This window comes from Dorea sp. D27 (assembly GCF_001185345.1).
GTDB lineage: Bacteria > Bacillota > Clostridia > Lachnospirales > Lachnospiraceae > Extibacter.
Genome location: NZ_KQ236743.1, coordinates 759,808 through 778,073, shown reverse-complemented (window position 1 = coordinate 778,073; position 18,266 = coordinate 759,808). Strand labels below are relative to the sequence as shown.

General features: G+C 48.4%; 15 protein-coding genes and 1 other annotated feature. All 15 genes read right to left on the bottom strand.

Annotated features, from left to right (window positions below; all coding sequences use genetic code 11):
• Positions 1–442: 442 nt before the first annotated feature.
• Complete coding sequence (locus tag HMPREF0980_RS03635) at positions 443–1,081, bottom strand: B3/B4 domain-containing protein (protein WP_242847328.1); 639 nt, start codon at positions 1,079–1,081, stop codon at positions 443–445.
• Positions 1,082–1,247: 166 nt separating this feature from the next.
• Entirely contained in the window at positions 1,248–2,111 is an 864-nt protein-coding gene (locus tag HMPREF0980_RS03630) for a DegV family protein (RefSeq protein ID WP_049727759.1), read from the bottom strand.
• 3 nt (positions 2,112–2,114) lie between these two features.
• Positions 2,115–3,536 carry an MATE family efflux transporter gene (locus tag HMPREF0980_RS03625; RefSeq protein WP_049727758.1) on the bottom strand — a complete coding sequence of 474 codons (1,422 nt, stop codon included), beginning with the start codon at positions 3,534–3,536 and terminating at the stop codon, positions 2,115–2,117.
• Positions 3,537–3,673: 137 nt separating this feature from the next.
• On the bottom strand, positions 3,674–5,035 hold the full coding sequence (locus tag HMPREF0980_RS03620; protein ID WP_049727757.1) for a spore germination protein: 1,362 nt from the start codon (positions 5,033–5,035) through the stop codon (positions 3,674–3,676).
• A gap of 168 nt (positions 5,036–5,203) precedes the next feature.
• Positions 5,204–5,719, bottom strand: coding sequence for a dCTP deaminase/dUTPase family protein (locus HMPREF0980_RS03615; protein ID WP_049727756.1), 516 nt, complete (start codon positions 5,717–5,719; stop codon positions 5,204–5,206).
• Positions 5,712–6,200: an anaerobic ribonucleoside-triphosphate reductase activating protein gene (gene nrdG, locus HMPREF0980_RS03610; protein ID WP_049727755.1), complete on the bottom strand. Its 489-nt coding sequence runs from the start codon at positions 6,198–6,200 to the stop codon at positions 5,712–5,714. The genes HMPREF0980_RS03615 and nrdG overlap by 8 nt, the downstream gene beginning before the upstream one ends.
• A 3-nt stretch (positions 6,201–6,203) precedes the next feature.
• Positions 6,204–8,333: an anaerobic ribonucleoside-triphosphate reductase gene (nrdD, locus tag HMPREF0980_RS03605; RefSeq protein ID WP_049727754.1), complete on the bottom strand. Its 2,130-nt coding sequence runs from the start codon at positions 8,331–8,333 to the stop codon at positions 6,204–6,206.
• A gap of 221 nt (positions 8,334–8,554) precedes the next feature.
• A complete protein-coding gene (locus HMPREF0980_RS03600) occupies positions 8,555–9,328 on the bottom strand; it encodes an ABC transporter ATP-binding protein (RefSeq protein ID WP_049727753.1) in 774 nt (257 codons plus the stop codon).
• Complete coding sequence (locus tag HMPREF0980_RS03595) at positions 9,321–10,202, bottom strand: ABC transporter permease (RefSeq protein ID WP_049727752.1); 882 nt, start codon at positions 10,200–10,202, stop codon at positions 9,321–9,323. Before HMPREF0980_RS03595 ends, HMPREF0980_RS03600 begins: the two co-directional genes overlap by 8 nt.
• A 36-nt stretch (positions 10,203–10,238) precedes the next feature.
• Positions 10,239–11,255 (bottom strand): ABC transporter substrate-binding protein, encoded by a 1,017-nt coding sequence (locus tag HMPREF0980_RS03590; protein WP_049727751.1) that lies wholly within the window; start codon positions 11,253–11,255, stop codon positions 10,239–10,241.
• Positions 11,256–11,517: 262 nt separating this feature from the next.
• Positions 11,518–11,766 (bottom strand) — a binding site (T-box leader).
• Positions 11,767–11,829: 63 nt separating this feature from the next.
• Positions 11,830–13,215 carry an alanine/glycine:cation symporter family protein gene (locus HMPREF0980_RS03580; RefSeq protein WP_049727749.1) on the bottom strand — a complete coding sequence of 462 codons (1,386 nt, stop codon included), beginning with the start codon at positions 13,213–13,215 and terminating at the stop codon, positions 11,830–11,832.
• Positions 13,216–13,665: 450 nt separating this feature from the next.
• A complete protein-coding gene (locus HMPREF0980_RS03575; RefSeq protein ID WP_049727748.1) occupies positions 13,666–14,829 on the bottom strand; it encodes a CDP-glycerol glycerophosphotransferase family protein in 1,164 nt (387 codons plus the stop codon).
• Positions 14,830–14,860: 31 nt separating this feature from the next.
• A complete protein-coding gene (locus HMPREF0980_RS03570; protein ID WP_084002641.1) occupies positions 14,861–16,192 on the bottom strand; it encodes a DUF4832 domain-containing protein in 1,332 nt (443 codons plus the stop codon).
• A 2-nt stretch (positions 16,193–16,194) separates the two neighbouring features.
• Positions 16,195–17,181 (bottom strand): glycosyltransferase family 2 protein, encoded by a 987-nt coding sequence (locus tag HMPREF0980_RS03565; protein WP_049727747.1) that lies wholly within the window; start codon positions 17,179–17,181, stop codon positions 16,195–16,197.
• A 13-nt stretch (positions 17,182–17,194) separates the two neighbouring features.
• The gene (locus HMPREF0980_RS03560) at positions 17,195–18,259 is read right to left on the bottom strand and encodes a glycosyltransferase family 2 protein (RefSeq protein ID WP_049727746.1); all 1,065 of its coding nucleotides are present in this window, start codon (positions 18,257–18,259) and stop codon (positions 17,195–17,197) included.
• Positions 18,260–18,266 lie beyond the last annotated feature (7 nt).

Here is an 18,266-nt window from a genome sequence, read left to right as displayed (position 1 = left end):
TAAACGTTTGCAGCGAGGCGTGCACGCCGTTGCTGGAAGAAGAGCCGGAATCAGGCAAGGGATGTTATCTCATATAACAGCCCTGTACCTGATTCCGGCTCTTCCTCATAATAATTTCATTTTTCAAAGGTTTTCACTCGCTCAGCTTTTTTATTAATATACCGGCACAGATAAATTCCTTCTGACCGCCAGTAACGTCACACAGCCACTCCCGCCCGTGCCAGTAAAGTAGATAGCCGCTGGGGAGGCAGGGGGCAGATGCGAAGGTATAAGCGGAAGGGACGGAGAATCCTCACCAGATTCCTTAGCTTGTGGGATGAGAGCCGCTATCGGCGAACATTCCACAGGCTTAGGAATCTGTGTGATAGTCGCAGTCCCGGACGCATCGCAGCAGATGCCCCCTGCCTTCCCCAGCGGCGCCCTGCTTCACTAAACCCACACTTCACTTCACAATCCAGCATTGCATGTCCTGCGCCCCGGCGTATTTCTCCATATACTCTCTTCCATATTCCAGTGCTTTTTCCAAGTCTCTGTTCTCCGAAAAAGAATATATGAGCGTGAGGACTTCTTTGGCATCCTCTGTTATCATCGCTCGCTCGGAATCGCTTGTGGAGCTGCCGATGGCACCTTTCCCGTCGGCAAGTACCGGCAGATGCTCTATGTTGATTTCTTCCTTTCCTATTCCTTTGTACGTCTCGCCGTCCCTGCCGATACGCACTACAAGCTCTTCCCCGATATTGGCTGTGTCGTAGGATCCGACCGAGAAGCCGGACTCGATAGAAATCAGATTGTTGACGTCCACCACCGTATTTACTTCATACAGGCCCTTCCCCTGCCCTATCCTCCGGATCAGCGCCTCAGAAGATACCCGGTATCTGCTCGGATCCTTGCCGAATGCCTTGTAGGCCAGACGGGATTCCCTGATATTAGGAATATCATTTACCCCGAAGTCAAATATCTTGTCTTTTGTCTTTTTGAATATATCCTTTTTCAGATACGTCCACATTTCGTCATTTTTCTTATCTACCTTCACCTTATACTGCATACAGCCGACTCTGACGGAAGGCCACAGTTCTTTCATTCTGCAATCAATCTCCAATCGCTTCATCTCAAACACCTTTTTCCTTTTTGCTCCGCATGAAATGGTGGAACCCCTTCTGCAATGTTATAAAGGGGACAGACGCTTCCGGTGCTGAAGCCCCGGAAGCATCTGCCCCTTCTTCTTACATTATGTGCCACTTATCAGCCTATCTTTTATTCCCCATGTTGAATACCGCCAGCACTCCAGGTCCTGTATGGCTTCCGATTACCGTACCGATATTGTTGATCAGGATGTTATCCACTCCCATCTTCTCCCGCACGAGAGAAGCCACATATTCTGCTTCTTCGATACAGTCGCCATGCGTAATCATTATGATATCGTTGTCCCAGCCTTCCGACTGTTCTACTGCCATGTCTACAATCTTGTTCAGAGACTTCTTACGCCCTCGTTCCTTTCCGACTACCTGAAGCGTTCCGTTATTATCCACATGGATAATCGGCTTAATCTTTACCATCGTCCCCACCACGGCAGTCGCTTTGGATACACGTCCGCCCCGGTGCAGATGGTTCAAGTCATCGACCGTTACGTTGTGGCATATGTGGAGCTTGTTTTCTTCTGCCCACTGTGCCGCTTCCTCAATTGTCTTGCCCGCCTCTTTGAGCTGAAGCACCTTATATAGCAGCAGGGCCTCGCCGAGGCACGCGCACAGCGTGTCTATGGCAATCACCTTTGCTTCCGGATACTCTTCTGCCAGTTCGGCCGCCGCTATCTGCATACTGTTGCATGTGCCGCTCAGGCCGGATGAAAATCCAAGATGAAGCACATCTTTTCCTTCTTTTATAATAGGTTCCAGCGCTTCCTTCGCCTCTTCAGGATTCACCTGTGAAGTCACTGACATTTTACCTTCCCGCAGCTTGTCAAAAAATTCTTTGGAAGTCAATCCTTCCATATCGGGGTAAGTCTCGCCGTCAATCGTATAATGAAGCGGTATCACCGGTACATTTCGCTCCTGCAGCCATTCTTTCGGCAAATCAACCGTGCTGTTTACTGTGATAACATAATCTCTCATACCCTAGTCCTCCTTCTCCTTGCCTGCACTCATCATACCACTTTTTCCCATGTTACGCAAAACGTTTTTAAATGTAAACGCGAACAATACCGATGTCGTAAGCACTGAAATGATGTCCGCTATCGGCTCTGCCCGGTATATCCCTATGACTCCCATGAATTTTGGAAGTATGATCGCAAGCGGTATGAGCAGGATCACTTTACGCAGCAGCGCGATAAACAGCGATACCTTCGCCTGTCCCAATGCCAGAAAAGTAGACTGGCATGCGGACTGTATCCCAAATATCATAATGCCGAAGAAGTATATTGGCATAAACTTGCACGTCAGGGCTACCAGCTTGCCGTTATTCGTGAACAGAGAGGCGTAAACCCCCGGTACAAGCACCGCGATTCCCGCGAGGACAAATGTAGCCGCGAAGCAGACGAGCAGCATCCTGACAAATGCTCCCTTTACCCTTTTTTTGTTCCCTGCTCCGTAATTGTAGCTGATAATCGGCTGTATTCCCTGGGTAATTCCCTGCACCGGAATGACGATGAGCTGCATGACGCTCGTCATGATGGACATTGTCCCTACGTACAGGTCACCCCCATATCTCTGGAGTCCTGAATTCAGTGTGATGCTCACGAGGCTTTCTGTGCTCTGCATGATGAATGGGGACACGCCGAGCCCGGCAATATGCAATACGATATCTTTCTGAAGCTTCATGTATTTAACCCTGAGCCTCATGACGCTTTTTTCCGAGAGAAGAAAACGGAGCACCCATGCCGCGCTGATGGCCTGCGAGATGATTGTCGCAAGAGCGGCTCCCTTTACACCCATATGCAGGGCGAAGATAAATATCGGATCCAGGACAATATTAATCACCGCTCCAATAAGAACGGAAAACATGGCTGTCCTTGCCTCGCCCTGGCCACTGATAAATGTATTCAGCCCTACTGCTATCTGCACGAACACCGTGCCTATGAGATAGATGGATATGTACGACTCCGCATAGGATATTGTCTGTCCGCTGGCGCCAAACGCATACAGGATCGGCGTCTTGAACACGGAGAAGAAAATGGTCAGCACTATGGAAAATATGATCAGCAGCCCTGCGGAGTTGCCGAGGATCCGCTCCGCCCTGTCATGGTCCCTTTTCCCGAGCTGTATCGATGCAAGCGGGGCACCTCCCATACCCGCGAACGCACTGAACGCGGCGATAAGCATGAGGATAGGAAAGGTGACTCCCACGCCTGTCAGCGCCACATCCCCATATCCCGCGATATGTCCGATATAAATTCTGTCCACGATGTTATAGAGAACGTTGATGAGCTGAGCCGCAACCGCCGGTACCGCCATACCTGCCATGAGCCGGCCGAGAGGTGCCGTGCCGAGCCGCTCATCCCGTCCGCTGTCACTGTTCTTCTGTTGAATTTCTGCCTCCATATGTAACCTCCTGATATAATCTTACACATAGTATTCCTGTCCACAGGCACACACTAAGACCAAGAGCCCGGCAAGCCGGCCTCTTGGTTATTATTTATAGCTCTATGATTGTGCTGTTTATATTAGTATAACACATTTTAGTTCAATTTAATATTCAAATAATTCCGTCCGGATAAAGTCTTGTTGAAGCAGAGGCTGCACACGATGATAATGCAGCCGGCCGCGAAGCCGATCCAGTTAAACAGGGCGGTGAGCACAAGCAGAAGCAGCCGCATGAACTTGAGGGCGTAACCGAGCTCAAAGTTTGGCTGCGTGTAGTTTGCAACAGCTACGAACGCCATATAGAGCATGACCTCTGCGTTGAACCATCCTGACTTGACAGAAAATTCCCCCATGACAAGGCCAGCGATAACGCTCAGCGGCGTACTCAGCATACTCGGCGTATTTAGAGCCGCAAGCCGCAGCCCGTCTATGGCAATTTCCAGTATAAGCAGCTGAAAGATTAGAGGGATATTGACCATGTCTTTCACCGCCACGAATGCGAACACATCCGGAAGCCAGTTCAGATTCTGCATAAACAGCAGGAACAGCGGCGTAAGGAATACAGTCATAATCGTAATCAGCGCTCTGGACACTTTCAGGTAGATTCCTGTCAAGGTCGGGAAGTAGTAATCATTCGCCTCTTCAATCATATCCAGGATAGAGGTTGGCAGAATCATAGCTGACGGCGAGTTATCCACGAGAATGACCACTTTCCCTTCCAGAAGGCAGGCCGCCGCCGTATCAGGACGTTCCGTAAATTTGAACTTTGGAAATGGATTGAACCATTTTCTCTTATACAGGCACTCTGCAAGACTCTGCTGGTTCATCCGCAGATCATCCGTCTTGATAGACTTTATCCTTGTCATGACCGTATTCAAAAGTTCCGTATCCACCCGGTCTTTCATATAGCAGATTGCCACATCAGTCCGTGAACTGTCGCCTACCTCCAGCATCTGCATCGTAAGATGGGGATCGCGTATCCTTCTTCTCATCAAAGCCGTGTTAAACACGATAGTTTCGACGAACCCATCCCTGGAACCGCGCAGCGATTTGTCTTTATCCGGTTCTTCTACGCTCCGCGCAGGATACGTTCTGCAGTCTATCGCGATACATGCTTCGTATCCTTCAATGAACAGGCAGGTTACCCCGGAGAGGATATTTCTGAGCACCTGGTCAAAATCGCCGATGACATCTACTTCCACATAAGGAATGCACTCCCTCGCAAACGCAGTCGCGTCTACCGGCATATTCTCCTCCGTCACTTTGAACATGGAATCCATGATTTTCAACATGGATTCGTCTTTTGTAAATCCATCGATAAAGTAGAAGGACGCGACCCTTCCCCCTATCATCATATCCCGCTGTATAATATCAAAACTGTCCTGCACCGGCAGAACCTTATTCAGATATTCCGTACTCTCTTCTCTCGATGCAGTTACTTTCTTCTTTTCCGGCATAACAGTCCCTCCATGAATCTGATAAGATAATATTCCACGGTTAGACTGCCCCGGAAACAGAGGAAATATACCATCTGGGACAGGTCAAATGCCGGTTGGGGACGGAGGTTTTTTAAAAAACCTCCGTCCCCAACCGGCATTTGACCTGTCCCAGAATGGAATCACCACTTATTTTGATGTGCTTCCGAACCCTCCGTTACGGGTCCCGGTCACATCGTCATCCATCGTAATCCCGTATTCGACGAATATGCCCTGCATGAATCCGGCACCTGCCTCAAGCTCTACTATTTTTTCTTCATTTGTATCATTTGTTATTTTGGCAAAAATATGCCCTTCATTGTCAGAATAGAAGTAATCGCTGTCTATGATTCCGACTGTATTGTTGAGCTGCAGCCTGAATTTAAACCCAAGCCCGCTTCTCGGATAGCATTTCAGCACCCAGTTTTCCTGCATCTCGACCCGGATTCCTGTCGGTATCTTCACTGTTTTTCCCGGATGGAGCACGACAGGTACCGGTGTAAAAAAGTCATAACCGGCGGAACCAGCAGTCGCTCTCTCAGGCAGACGGACAGATTCATACACTTCCTTTATCTCGCTGTCGTCTATTGCTCCGAACGTATCTCTGATATCTGTCTTAAACTGCTCAAAACTAACTTTATGGAACTGTGCAACTCTCTTAGCCATGTAACACTATCTCTCCTGTCTTCTTCGTATTTTTCACATCGATAACCAGCTGGTTGGAGCTTCCCTTCCAGTGGAGCGTGCTGTCCTTTTTCTCTTCTATGAACTCCCCGTCCACAAGCACGTCCACATACTCCATCACTTCCAGGTCTTTGACTTCCTCCCAGACGCTGCCTGTATAGAGCCAAATCGTCTTGCCGGGATATCTCTTCCTGATTTCGCACGCCAGCTCAGTTACCGCTGCCACATTAGCAGCATGCAGCGGGTCGCCTCCTGAAAAGGTTATTCCATTCACATAATCTTTATCCAGCTCTTGAAATATCTCTTGTCTTGCTTCTTCATCAAATATGAGACCGTCATCCGGATTCCACGTAACCGCATTGTGGCAGCCTTTACAGCCGTGTGAACACCCGGATACCCATAATACAACGCGCAGTCCGTCACCATTGAGCATGTCATCTTTCGTAATATTATGATACCGCATCTTCTACATACTTTTCCTTTCTGCTATTTCTGCCATCTTGGCCGCGTTAAGGCGCGTGTCACCCTTAACTCTTGAATAGGACAGATAGCCGTTCATACGGTCTATCTTCGTCAGATTCTTGCTGCCGCATACCGGGCAGACATCCATAGACAGTTCCTCATGTCCACAGTCGTCGCAGTAAGACAGAGACAGGTTCACACCTTCGTAAAACCCCTTCTCCATGGCTCTTCTGACAAGCGCCCTTATCGCCTCTTTATTATAATTGACCGGATATTTTACATACTGAATCTTCCCGCCGTTGCTCAGGTTCCAGAAGCGGCCCTCCAGATCCTGCTTCTGAATCGGAGTGATCTCCTCCGATACGTGACAGTGGAAGCTGTTGCTCACGTACTCCCGGTCGGAAACATTTTCTATAATACCATACTTTTTGCGGAACTGCTGTATCTGGACGCCGCACAGGTTCTCCGCCGGAGTACCGTAAATGGCATAAAGATGTCCGTCTGCTTCCTTATACTCATTGATCTTGTCATTGATATGCTGCAGCGTATCAATCGCAAACCGGCCGTCCTGCGCAAGCGACTTCTTGTTGTGCAGCTGCTGAAGCTCATTCAGAGCGGTAATGCCAAAGGATGCGGTTGCCGACTTAAGAAGCGGCTTAATCTTGTCATACAGTCCCAGATGTCCGCCGTAGAACCCGCCTTCACAGTAAGCGAGCGGATTGGTGGACGCCTTCATCTCGCCAAGATATTCGTATGTCCGGATGTGGAGCTGGCGTATAAGCTCCAGATAATAGTCCAGCACTTCGAAGAACTCCCTGCTCTCCTGCTTGGCTTTCGCATAAATCATAGGCAGATGCAGGCTGATGGCACCGATATTGAACCTGCCTACGAATACAGGCTCGTCTCTGTCATCCGCCGGCTCCATCCCTCCTCTTTCATACCAGGGCGAAAGGAATGCGCGGCAACCCATCGGGCTTATGATCTTGCCATATTTCTTGTACATGCTGGAGACATAACCCTCTCCGGTAAGGCTCAGCCAGTCAGGATACATCGTCCTGGCAGAACATTCTATGCCTGCTTCAAACAGATCTTCCAGCGGTTTTCCCGGTCCGTGAAGGTTCTCATCATATAAAAATACAATCTTAGGGAACAGCACCGGCTTCTTATGTCCTTCCTTGCCCTGCCCGCCGCCTCTGACTTCCAGCATCTTCCTCGTGGCAAGCTTACCGTACTCATTCGTCACGGTACCCGCCGTGACAGTGATAAACGGATAGTCTCCCCTGCTGGAAGACACAGAATTGAACTTGTACTCCCATCCCTGGAAGCCCTGTTCCATCTCCTTTTCCAAATCTGCCCAGGCAACCTTCCGTACCGTATCTTCATCAAGCCCCAGCCGTGTATATTTCTCAATCAGCTTCCTGTGGGACTTTTCAGCGTAGGGAGCCAGAATCTCATCCACGCTCGGTACAGTAAAGCCGCCGTACTGCTGGCTTGCAGCACTCAGCACGATATCGCCGATTACGTCAAATGCAGTATCCAGCGTCTTCGGTTCATTGTACCAGAGGTTCCCCATCTCAAATCCGCCGTTTAATACCGCTTTTACATCGAAGAGACAGCAGTTCATCGTGTCGCGCCTCGCAGACATGTCGTGGATATATATGTATCCGTCCCTGATAGCCTGTACTTCTTCGACCGTAAGGAAGAATTTCTTGTACAGTTCCTTGTTCAGCTCGTTAAATATCAGGCTCCGCTTCGTAGACACGAGCGCGCTGTCCGTATTGCTGTTTTCCTTGTCCCCGATGTACATGATCGACTGGCTCTTCTTGTATACCTCATCCAGCATCTGGACGAAGTCCTGCTTGTAGTTCCTGTAGTCCCTGTAGCTCTTGGCCACGACAGGATTCACTTTCTCAAGGGCGCCTTCGACCACATTGTGCATCTCCGCAATCGGGACCTCCGCAACATTCCTGGCGTCCACCTTCTCTTCCACGAAGCTGCAGATAAAGCCAAGCTCCTCCTCTGTAAATTTCACAAGTGCCCGGTAGGCGGATTTGTTTACAGCCACCACCACCTTCTGCACGTTAAACTCTTCTTTTGTACCGTCTTTTTTTACTACTTTTACTTCATTTTTCATTCAAGCAAACCTTCCTTCTCTCCGATGTCAACCCATATTTAGTATAGCCGTCCGGCACCATCACAACATCATGTGCTTTTACTCACCTATTAATCTTACCATTCCCGATGTATAGCGTCAATGTCAGCGCCCGAAAAATAATTCACAAAAATAGAGCCTGCAACGGCTCTGCAAATTGTATATAATTATTTCGACCTGAAACGAGATTCAGAATGCGGCCATCAGTTGCCGCATTCTATGCTTATCTCATTGAAAAGTTTCAGAATATCATCCACCGTAACATGGTCTTTTTCTTCGCCCTTCTTATCCAGGATGACTTCTCCCTGATGCATCATGAGAAGACGGTTACCGTATTCTACCGCGTACCGGAGGTTGTGGGTGACCATGATAGTCGTCAGCTTCTTTGCCCTGACAATCTTATCCGTCAGTTCCATGATGAGTTCCGCGGTCTTCGGATCAAGGGCTGCCGTATGCTCATCCAGAATCAGGAATTCGATGGGCGTCATCGTTGACATGAGCAGGGCCATTGCCTGCCGCTGTCCGCCTGAGAGCGACCCCACCTTGACATCCAGCTTATCCTCCAGCCCCAGGCCAAGCTGGCTCAGCTGCTCCCTGTAATAGCCGATCCTCGCCTTGTTCGTCCCTCTTCCAAGGCCGTAGAGCTTCCCTTTATTGTCTGCAAGAGACATGTTCTCCAGAATGGTCATGGACGGACACGTCCCCATGGCAGGATTCTGGTACACTCTGCCAATCCGCTCATTTCTGCGGTATTCCTTTTCCTTTGTGATATCCTTTTCATTGATAAATATCCGGCCGGCCTCCAACGGTATGCTGCCGCATACGATATTCAGCATGGAAGTTTTTCCTGAACCGTTGCTCCCCACGACGGACAGGAACTCGCCCTGCTCTATCTTGAGATTAAAATTATGAAAGAGGCACATTTCATTTATCGTACCCGGATTATAATATTTCTCGATTCCCTTAAGCTCAAGCATTTTTGTTCACCTTCTTCTTTCTCTCCATGCTGATGATGAGGATGATAAGGAACAGAACCGCCGTAATCAGCTTCATCGCCTGCGGTTCAAAATTCTTGAGGGCGACCGCGACGCATGCCTTGTATATGACAGAACCTATCAGCACAGACGTCGTTGCCTTCAAAAATGTCATCTTCTTGAATATGCTTGTGCCGATGATGACGCTTGCAAGGCCGATGACAATCGCTCCTGTCCCCATGGATATCTCAAATACCCTCTCTTCCTGGGCGAATACACATCCTGCCAGCGATACGAGACCGTTCGCTATGGCGAGGCCAAGGATCTTCACATTCCCCTGGTCCTTGGCAAGCGAGGTGACAAGCGTATCGTTGTCCCCGACCGCACGCAGGAGATATCCTGATTTTGTCTTCAGGTACAAATCGAGGAGCACCTTGCTCAGTATCGTAAGCATGAGGATGACCGCCAATGTCGTATACGGCTTTAAAGCGTCAGGCACGATGCCGCTTATCATATCGTTCTTGAAAATCGTCTTCTGGGAAAAGAGCGGTACATTCGACGTGCCCGCAATATAGAGGTTTACTGTCCAGAGCGCTGTCATCATGATAATCCCCGACAGCAGATCCCTCACCTTGCACTTCACATGGATAAGCCCTGTGCATATGCCTGCCAGCACCCCTGCTGCAAACGCGGCAAGCAGAGCCAGGTACGGATTCACTCCCCGTGTGACAAGGGCAGCTGTAATAGCTGCCCCGAGCGGGAAACTTCCGTCCACCGTAAGATCTGGAAAGTCAAGTATCTTGTATGTGATATAGACCCCCAGCGCCAATATCCCATATATAAGTCCCTGTTCAATAATGGTTACAATCAAGTTCATGAAAATGCCTCCCGCATACGAATTATACTTCCGCTTCTACTTTGTAATCTCATCAAAGCTTTCAACCGCGTCTGCTGAAAGCGTCTCCGGCACAGAGATTCCGAGATTCTCCGCCACCTTTGTATTTACATAAAATCCTGGTTCCGTGATAAGCTCAAAGTTCATCTCCGAGGCCTTGGCCTCTCCTTTGAGCACCTTTGCCGCCATCTGCCCTGTCTGCCGGCCGAGTGCGATATAGTCAATTCCTTCTGCCGCAAGACATCCAATCTTTACCTGCTCGATTTCGCTGCCGAACACCGGAATCTTCTTCTCATTCGCCTTTTCAAGAATCGTCGGCAGCGATGCCACGACCGTATTGTCCGTAAGGTTCGTGATGCAGTCCACCTGGCTTAGAAGGTCGTCTGCCGCGAGAGATACGTCTGCGGTTGCCGTGATTCCCTTTTCCACAAGTTCAAAATCATATTTTCCGACCAGCTCTTTGTATTCTGCTATAGCTGATACGGAATTCGCCTCGCTCGTCGTGTACATGATTCCTATCTTTTTGGCATCCGGAAGCATTTCCCGGATCATCTTCAGCTGCTCTTCTACAGGAAGCTTGTCGGACGTTCCTGTCACCTCTCCTGCCGGAGTCCCTTCCTCGTCTGCAAGCTCTGCCGCAACAGGATCCGTCACCGCCGTATAGATGACCGGAATCTGGCTGTCCATTGCCGCATTGTACGCGCTCTGGGCCGTCGGTGTCGCTATCGCACAGATCATGTCAACCTTGTCAGAGACGAAGCCGTCGGATATCTGTCCCGCCGTTCCCATATCTGCCGCTGCGTTCTTATACTCAACTGTCAGGTTATCGCCCTCTTTGATGCCTTCCTCCTCAAGTCCTTTTAAAAATCCTTCTCTGCAGTTGTCCAGAGAACCATGCTCTGCAAACTGCTCAATACCGATAGTGTAGCTCTCCTTTTCAGAGCCTCCGGATGATTTGGAAGAATCTCCGCATCCTGATAGTAATACTGCTGTCATTGCCGCTGTTAATAATCCAGCTGTTAATTTCTTTTTCATTGTTCTTTCTCCTTTTCTTTTCATAGATTCCTTTTGCTGTTAGGAGAGAAAATCATAGTAGAGCTGGCAGGCGATAGATGGCTGAGTCTGAAAACATAACCAACTTGGATTGCGGGCACCTCGTGACTTCCGGTCACTCGGTCGCGGGTGCCCCGCTGTTATTTTCAGCATTAACCAGATGCTTGCGTCAGCGCATCATCTGGTTAATGCTGAAAATGCCCGCAATCTCTACCACGCGCAAAAAACCGCCCCAAACCTTTAGGTTTGAGGCGGTAATAATTGACTCTTATTATCGCGGTACCACTCAAATTGACGAATCGTCCACTTTTCTCATGTACTAACATACACTCCTGATTGATAACGGGTTCGGTTCCCGACAGGCCATACTCTCATATGATTTCAGGCCGCCCTCGAAAGTCCATTCAACTATCTCCTTCATACGGCAATCACACCACCTGCCGCTCTCTTGGATGTCGCAAGATAATCTACTCTTCTTTCTCAACGGTTTTTCTTATTTACAACATATACTTTAATTCACCAAAGTGCATTTGTCAAGTCAAATTTGAAAATATTTTTAGTCTTTGATAACCGGTACCGGCGTATCGTCTTTTGCATCGAGGTCGTTTATGTACTTCTTCGTCTCTTTTACGATTACATTGGACAATAACAGTACGGCAACAAGGTTTGGTATTGCCATCAGCGCATTCAGCGTATCGGCAATCAGCCATACGAGGTCAAGAGCTATAATTGGTGCAATGGCTGCAACCAGAAGATAAAGGATACGATATACGAACATTACCTTACTGCCTGCAAAATATTCCACACAACGCTCTCCGTAATAAGCCCATCCAAGAATCGTAGAGTAGGCAAATGAGATAATGCCAAGTGTCAGAATAATTGGTCCGAGGTACGGAATCTGGCTAAATGCCATGGATGTAAGAACACCGCCGTTTTCAATCTGGTCAGCATTGATAGACGGATTCTTCATGATAGTCGTAACAAGTACAAGACCTGTCATCGCACATACAACTACCGTATCCCAGAATGTACCTGTGGAAGATACGAGCGCCTGACGAACCGGATTTCTCGTCTGAGCTGCTGCCGCCGCGATAGGAGCAGAACCCATACCAGATTCGTTAGAGAACAATCCCCTTGCAGCACCCATCTTCATGGCAATCATGAGACCGCCGCCCACAAGGCCGCCTGCTGCGGAACCTGGTGTAAAGGCAAGTCTGCCGATTGTTGCCAGTGCCGGGATGATGAAGTCATAGTTCATACCTAAGATAATAATACATCCGATTACATAGAAGATAGCCATGAAAGGAACCAGCTTCTCACATACTCTTGCGATAGATTTGATACCACCAAAGATAACGATTCCGGTAAGGACTGCAACTACGATACCGATTGGCCACTTCGGAAGGCCAAGGTTCTCGTTACATACGGTTGCGATTGCATTAACCTGTGTCGCACAGCCGATACCGAAGGAAGCGAATCCTGCAAGCACTGCAAATGTAACACCGAGCCACTTCATGTTAAGTCCCCGTTCCAGAGCCCACATGGCACCACCCTGCATACGGCCGTCCTCTGTCTTAACTCTGTACTTAACTGCGATTAAGGATTCTGAATACTTCGTCGCAATTCCGAATACGCCGATGAGCCAGCACCACAACACTGCTCCAGGTCCTCCGATTGCTATGGCCGTACCCACACCGATGATATTACCGGTACCGATGGTAGCCGCCAGCGCGGTTGTAAGGGCTCCGAACTGTGATACCTCACCTTCTGCTTCCGGGTCTTTTGTTACGGACAGCTTAATACCCTTCGAGAGTGTCTTTCTCTGGATAAATCCTGTACGTATCGTCATAAACACATGGGTACCAAACAGCAGGATAATCATGAACCAGCCCCATACCCATCCATTAATGGTTGTTACGAAAGAATTAATTGCATCAAACATATTATTCCCCCTTCTCTTTCCTTTGATTTACTATGCACTTTCTGATAAAAATAGTACTACGATAAAAACAAACAGGTGTCGACAACTCATGTCGACCGCCCCCTGCATCACCTAAAAACATTGTACATGAATTTGTAGAAAATAGCAACTATCGTTATAAAATTGACATTCAATTCGTCATAATGACGAAATAATAAAGATTATTCTTCATTTTTCAATTTGTTAAATAAATAACTAACGATTTTATCGCACAATTTCCGCGGTTATTTCCTTCCTGCGGCAAAGCAAAAAGACCCCGAAGATAAGTTCCGCCTTCAGAGTCTTTGTATATTTTGTATAGGCTGTACAATGTTGTACTATATATCGTATGAAAGGAACGATGTTCACCGCGATAATTCCTATAAGTAATATAGAATTCCTTCCATTTTTAATAGCTTTTGCCGGAGAGTGTCACAAAAGACCCATTTTCTCCAGAATGACATCCGCTATCACCTCCGCCCCGCGTCCATCATCTTTCATACCGATGGCATCCATGAAGGTTCTGCATTTTTCCCCGTATTCTTCGGAATCGAAAGATGATATCAGGGCGGCAAGCTCCTTTTCGTTCTGTGCCATGGGAAAGGGGAGATCTTCAAAGGCAAAATACAGTTCTCTTTCCTCGGCTAGATATTCTTGAAGATCCTTTGCCAGCAGAAATACCGGTTTTCCGGTCAGCATAAATTCAAACATGCTGCCTGAATAGTCAGTGACGAGCACATCGGCCGCTGCCATCAGTTCCTGCATATCCGGGTAATCTGTCACCGGAACCAAATTATCCGAACCGATTATCTCTTGTTCCCGTCCTGCCACGTTAGGATGCAGCCGCAGGAAGCAGACATGCTTCCCTCCGAACCTTTCTTCACATGCCGCAAGGCAGGATCCGGCAATGAATCGGTATGCTTCTATGCCGGCCCTCGACCGGAATGTGGGGGCATAGAGTAATATTTTCACATCATCCGGCAGATGATAGCGCTCTCTCACTTTATTATTGACCAGTGTAGACGGATGTACCAGAATCCCATTTCTTGGATGGCCGCATCGGATTACCTTCCCGTCATACCAGTAACTGTTCCGGTACTTCTCTTCCCTGAACGTATTGTTGGCATACATAAGATCCGTGGCGGCAGCGTCCCGTTTCGCTCTTCTCACATATGAGCTGTCAAGCTGTACTGCGTCTCTTTCATTCTTCTTAAGTCCAAGGGATGAGTGCCACGTCTGAATATAATACTGACCTCTTTTCTTCGGTATGCGTAAGGCACTTTTGAAATTATCTACCCATACGCCGGCCGTGGCCAGTTCAAACAGCGCTCTGGCACCACCATATTTCACCGGCCGCACTCCCGGAGGAAGTTCTGCCTTCATATCGCGGCTCAGCCATACAAGATCCAGGTCTGACCTTCTCCTCAGCAGCTCCAGTGCAATATACTTCGGATCGCAGCCGAAGCCGCGCCCTCCGAAATTGTCAAATACTATCCTGTTCTTTTTCTTCGGAAGCACGGCCAGCCAAATGAAGGCAATCTCGCAGCATGCGCCATAAGCCTTCTGCAGCCAGCTCCGTTTTAAGAAAATACTCATCTTTTATACCCTTCATATGTTCACCAGCATATCAGCGCTGTGTCAGCAGATAGTTAACCCCATCCTCGTATATCGTTCCTTTATTTGCAAGTCTGAGACAATAAGATTCCTCTATCTCATCTTCCTTATCCCGTGAAATCTGAATCCCAACAGATATACCGTACTTTTCAGCATCAGCTCCCGCAAAAGGATTGGATGCTTTCACAGAGAATGTCCCTCTCTCTTTATTCTCCATAGCACCTTCTGCTTCTGCCCTTGCCGTCTTCCCGCCGCACTTAAGGACAACATACACATGATACTCTGGGCTCATCATGGCAAATCCGCTGTTTCTCAAATCTATTTTTATACTTACAGTATCTCTTTGCTGCAGGTGTCTGTCCGTTTTCACCGTCTTCACCCACGGACGGCATCCGAGATACATCTTAACATATTCATCCCCTGCCATGCCTTCATATCGTTGCTTCTCCCACAGCTCCCATACTTCATGATTATACTCCTGATTGAGATAAGAAAGATTCAGCTGGCGGGCTTCTTTTACAACGTTGTCAATCTGTGTAAATTCACTCACAAACGGCATCTCACCACCGTTAAACGGTACTTTCATATTTTTCGACGTCCAGGCCAGGTCATCCTTCCTGTCATAGTCTTCCCTGTATGTCCCGAGATCGCTGTCACTGGAAAACAGCCCGTCATTGTACACCCCGATTCTGTCTGTTTCAAGTCCCCATTCTTCCGCTTCCCGGATGAATTTCTGCCTCCGGACGGATATTGGGACTACTGGATCCAGCACCTCCATCCACGCCTCCACTACCTCCATGCGATACTTCTTCTCTTCCATATATCTGCTCTGCGTCCACTCTCCGAATGCGCCTATCATGCCGGCCTGGACCCCCGCAAGACAGCTTTTATGCATGTTCAGCACCGTTCCTGTCTGCCGGATATGCGCCAGCATAATCTCAAATTCTGGATCTTTATATTCTCCTGCAAAGTCATACGCTCCGCGGAATATGACTGACAGACCAAGATCCTCTGCTATGTTAAGCGCACGGGAAAGTTCCTTCAGCTTGTCCTCACGTATGGCCTTCCTATCTCTTTCATCATCCAGGTTATACGTCAGCAGAACCAGACGGCAGCCCGGGTTCCTGCTTATTACGTCATAGATTCCTTCCGCGTCTTTCGTACTCCACTGGAAATAGGAACCTTGATAAGGATTCTCCACCATGTCCCTGCTCTCTGTATAAGTGTAGCTAAGTCCCGCATTATACTTTTTCAGCACGAAAGCACCTGCAGTCAATATAAGAATAAATGCCGTCGTCCATATGCGTCTTCTTCGACTTTTCGTATCAGACCTTTTCACCAGCATCTTCACACCTTTCTATATATTTTTTCATACACGCGCGCGGCAAGCCTATATGCCATAGGTGAGGCGGCATATATCCTGACTGCGGCTCTGTCGGTTACGCCGGATATGCCCTTGATGCTGTTCCAATACTTCTTGTAGCAGGTGTGCCATTCCTTCTGCAATCGGCCGGCCAGCTTCGTATCCTCCGGCATGAAAGCCGATACTTTGTAACACGCAATTGAGAGCTGGAGAAGATACCGTTTCCGCGCGTACCTTGTCATCTCCTCATCCCCCGCCTTGTCAAAATATGCCACCGCCTCTTCAAGGGCCGCAATCTTGTCGAGCCGCCTCTCACTGTAACCGCTGTTCATGATACTGCTTCCACGCTGCAAATAGCAGTACAATGGACGCTGAGACACGGCAACCGTGTCCGCAGTATAGAGTATACGATATGTGATAAATTCATCTTCATGCAGCCTTCCTTCCGGATACGTGAGAAGAGGCTTCATCCGACACGGATACAGCTTTCCCCAGGCCGTAATCATCTTCCTGTCATTCTCAGCTACAATTTTCCAGACCGCTTCTCTTCCCGTACATACCTGCACATCCGGATTCTCTTTCAACGGTCTCTGCATACGTGGCTTCCCTTCCCACACAGGCCGATAGGCGCACACTGACACATCCGCATCATACCTGAGGGCATTGCCAAGCAGCTCTTCCAGATAGCCCGCCTCCACGCTGTCATCGCTGTCGATATACGTTATGTATTCTCCCTTTGCTGCGGCAAGACCTGTATTCCTCGCAGCAGACAGCCCTCCGTTTTCCCGATGGATCACACGTACCCTGCTGTCCTTTTTCTCGTAGCTATCACAGATATGCCCGCTACTGTCTTCAGAGCCATCGTCTACCAGAATAAGCTCAAAATCCCGATATGTCTGCCCAAGAACAGAGCAGATGCACTTTTCAACATATCGTTCCACATTATATACAGGGATGATAACACTAATCATCGCGTTCGCTCCTTTACTTCAGTACCGTATCAACATATCGTCTCATTACCGGGTATAGAAGATAGAACATCATACACACCCCTCCTACCTTCCCCCGCCTTAATGCACGGAGGCAGAACCGGTAGAATATCCGCTGTGGCAGCGAGGGAAGCCTCTGCAGATGCTTTGAAGCACCGGGGGTTCCTGCCGCCGACCGTATTTCCAGGGTCCCTGCAAAGGCGATGGCCCTTCGTCTCAGTTGTTCCATCTCTCTCCCTTCATACGGAATATTCTTGATCAGCGACCAGCAGAACATTCGCGCAATCAACGGGATGACTATGTCCAGATTCTCTTCCATCACACGTTCCTTTTCCAGATAGGAGAAAAGCTCGGTGAGCATAGCTGCGCTTTTTATATGTATTTCCGGATCAGCATTTCTCGTTGTAGAAATATGATCCGTCATGTAAGAATAGACAGGATAATCGGTGCAATAAAATGAAGGCGCCTTGCTCCATACTTTCAGATTAAATAGAAAGTCCTCCATATTCAATTTCTTAACGTCATCCATATAAAGATTATGCTCTGACAAAAAGCTCTTGCGGTACAGCTTGTTCCATACATACCCAAAAGCACTCTCCGTCTTGATGCGGTGATACCTTTCTACATCTTCCGGCTTTCCTGTCCGCCTGACAAACCCGTTTTCAGGCATATGTACCCGCACTGCCTTTCCGTTTCCAATCCGATAGTAGCCTCCCATCGCCACATCCGCCTGCATCTCCTCCGCCTTCATATAAAGCTTATAGATTGCTTCCGTGTTCGCCCGGTCGTCGGCATCGGCATAATACACATACTTGCCCGATGCCGCATGAAAACCGAGATTTCTGGCCACGCCCTGTCCACTGTTCGTTATACGTATCACTTTAATCCTGCCGTCATTTTCTGCAGCCCGGTTCAGCACATCCCACGTCCCGTCGTCTGACCCGTCATCAATTACAATTATCTCTATCTCTTCCTTTTTATCCCATTTTTGAATCTCGCCGATACATTCCCCTATACACCGTTCACCATTATATACGGGGATGATAAAGCTGATTTCCATAAACTCA

What these genes read in the sequence shown, in the direction of transcription:
- HMPREF0980_RS03635 (WP_242847328.1), bottom strand. Translation starts at nt 1,081, where the DNA reads ATGAAAGAACTGTGGCCTTCCGTCAGAGTCGGCTGTATGCAGTATAAG.
- HMPREF0980_RS03630 (WP_049727759.1), bottom strand. Translation starts at nt 2,111, where the DNA reads ATGAGAGATTATGTTATCACAGTAAACAGCACGGTTGATTTGCCGAAA.
- HMPREF0980_RS03625 (WP_049727758.1), bottom strand. Translation starts at nt 3,536, where the DNA reads ATGGAGGCAGAAATTCAACAGAAGAACAGTGACAGCGGACGGGATGAG.
- HMPREF0980_RS03620 (WP_049727757.1), bottom strand. Translation starts at nt 5,035, where the DNA reads ATGCCGGAAAAGAAGAAAGTAACTGCATCGAGAGAAGAGAGTACGGAA.
- HMPREF0980_RS03615 (WP_049727756.1), bottom strand. Translation starts at nt 5,719, where the DNA reads ATGGCTAAGAGAGTTGCACAGTTCCATAAAGTTAGTTTTGAGCAGTTT.
- nrdG (WP_049727755.1), bottom strand. Translation starts at nt 6,200, where the DNA reads ATGCGGTATCATAATATTACGAAAGATGACATGCTCAATGGTGACGGA.
- nrdD (WP_049727754.1), bottom strand. Translation starts at nt 8,333, where the DNA reads ATGAAAAATGAAGTAAAAGTAGTAAAAAAAGACGGTACAAAAGAAGAG.
- HMPREF0980_RS03600 (WP_049727753.1), bottom strand. Translation starts at nt 9,328, where the DNA reads ATGCTTGAGCTTAAGGGAATCGAGAAATATTATAATCCGGGTACGATA.
- HMPREF0980_RS03595 (WP_049727752.1), bottom strand. Translation starts at nt 10,202, where the DNA reads ATGAACTTGATTGTAACCATTATTGAACAGGGACTTATATATGGGATA.
- HMPREF0980_RS03590 (WP_049727751.1), bottom strand. Translation starts at nt 11,255, where the DNA reads ATGAAAAAGAAATTAACAGCTGGATTATTAACAGCGGCAATGACAGCA.
- HMPREF0980_RS03580 (WP_049727749.1), bottom strand. Translation starts at nt 13,215, where the DNA reads ATGTTTGATGCAATTAATTCTTTCGTAACAACCATTAATGGATGGGTA.
- HMPREF0980_RS03575 (WP_049727748.1), bottom strand. Translation starts at nt 14,829, where the DNA reads ATGAGTATTTTCTTAAAACGGAGCTGGCTGCAGAAGGCTTATGGCGCA.
- HMPREF0980_RS03570 (WP_084002641.1), bottom strand. Translation starts at nt 16,192, where the DNA reads ATGCTGGTGAAAAGGTCTGATACGAAAAGTCGAAGAAGACGCATATGG.
- HMPREF0980_RS03565 (WP_049727747.1), bottom strand. Translation starts at nt 17,181, where the DNA reads ATGATTAGTGTTATCATCCCTGTATATAATGTGGAACGATATGTTGAA.
- HMPREF0980_RS03560 (WP_049727746.1), bottom strand. Translation starts at nt 18,259, where the DNA reads ATGGAAATCAGCTTTATCATCCCCGTATATAATGGTGAACGGTGTATA.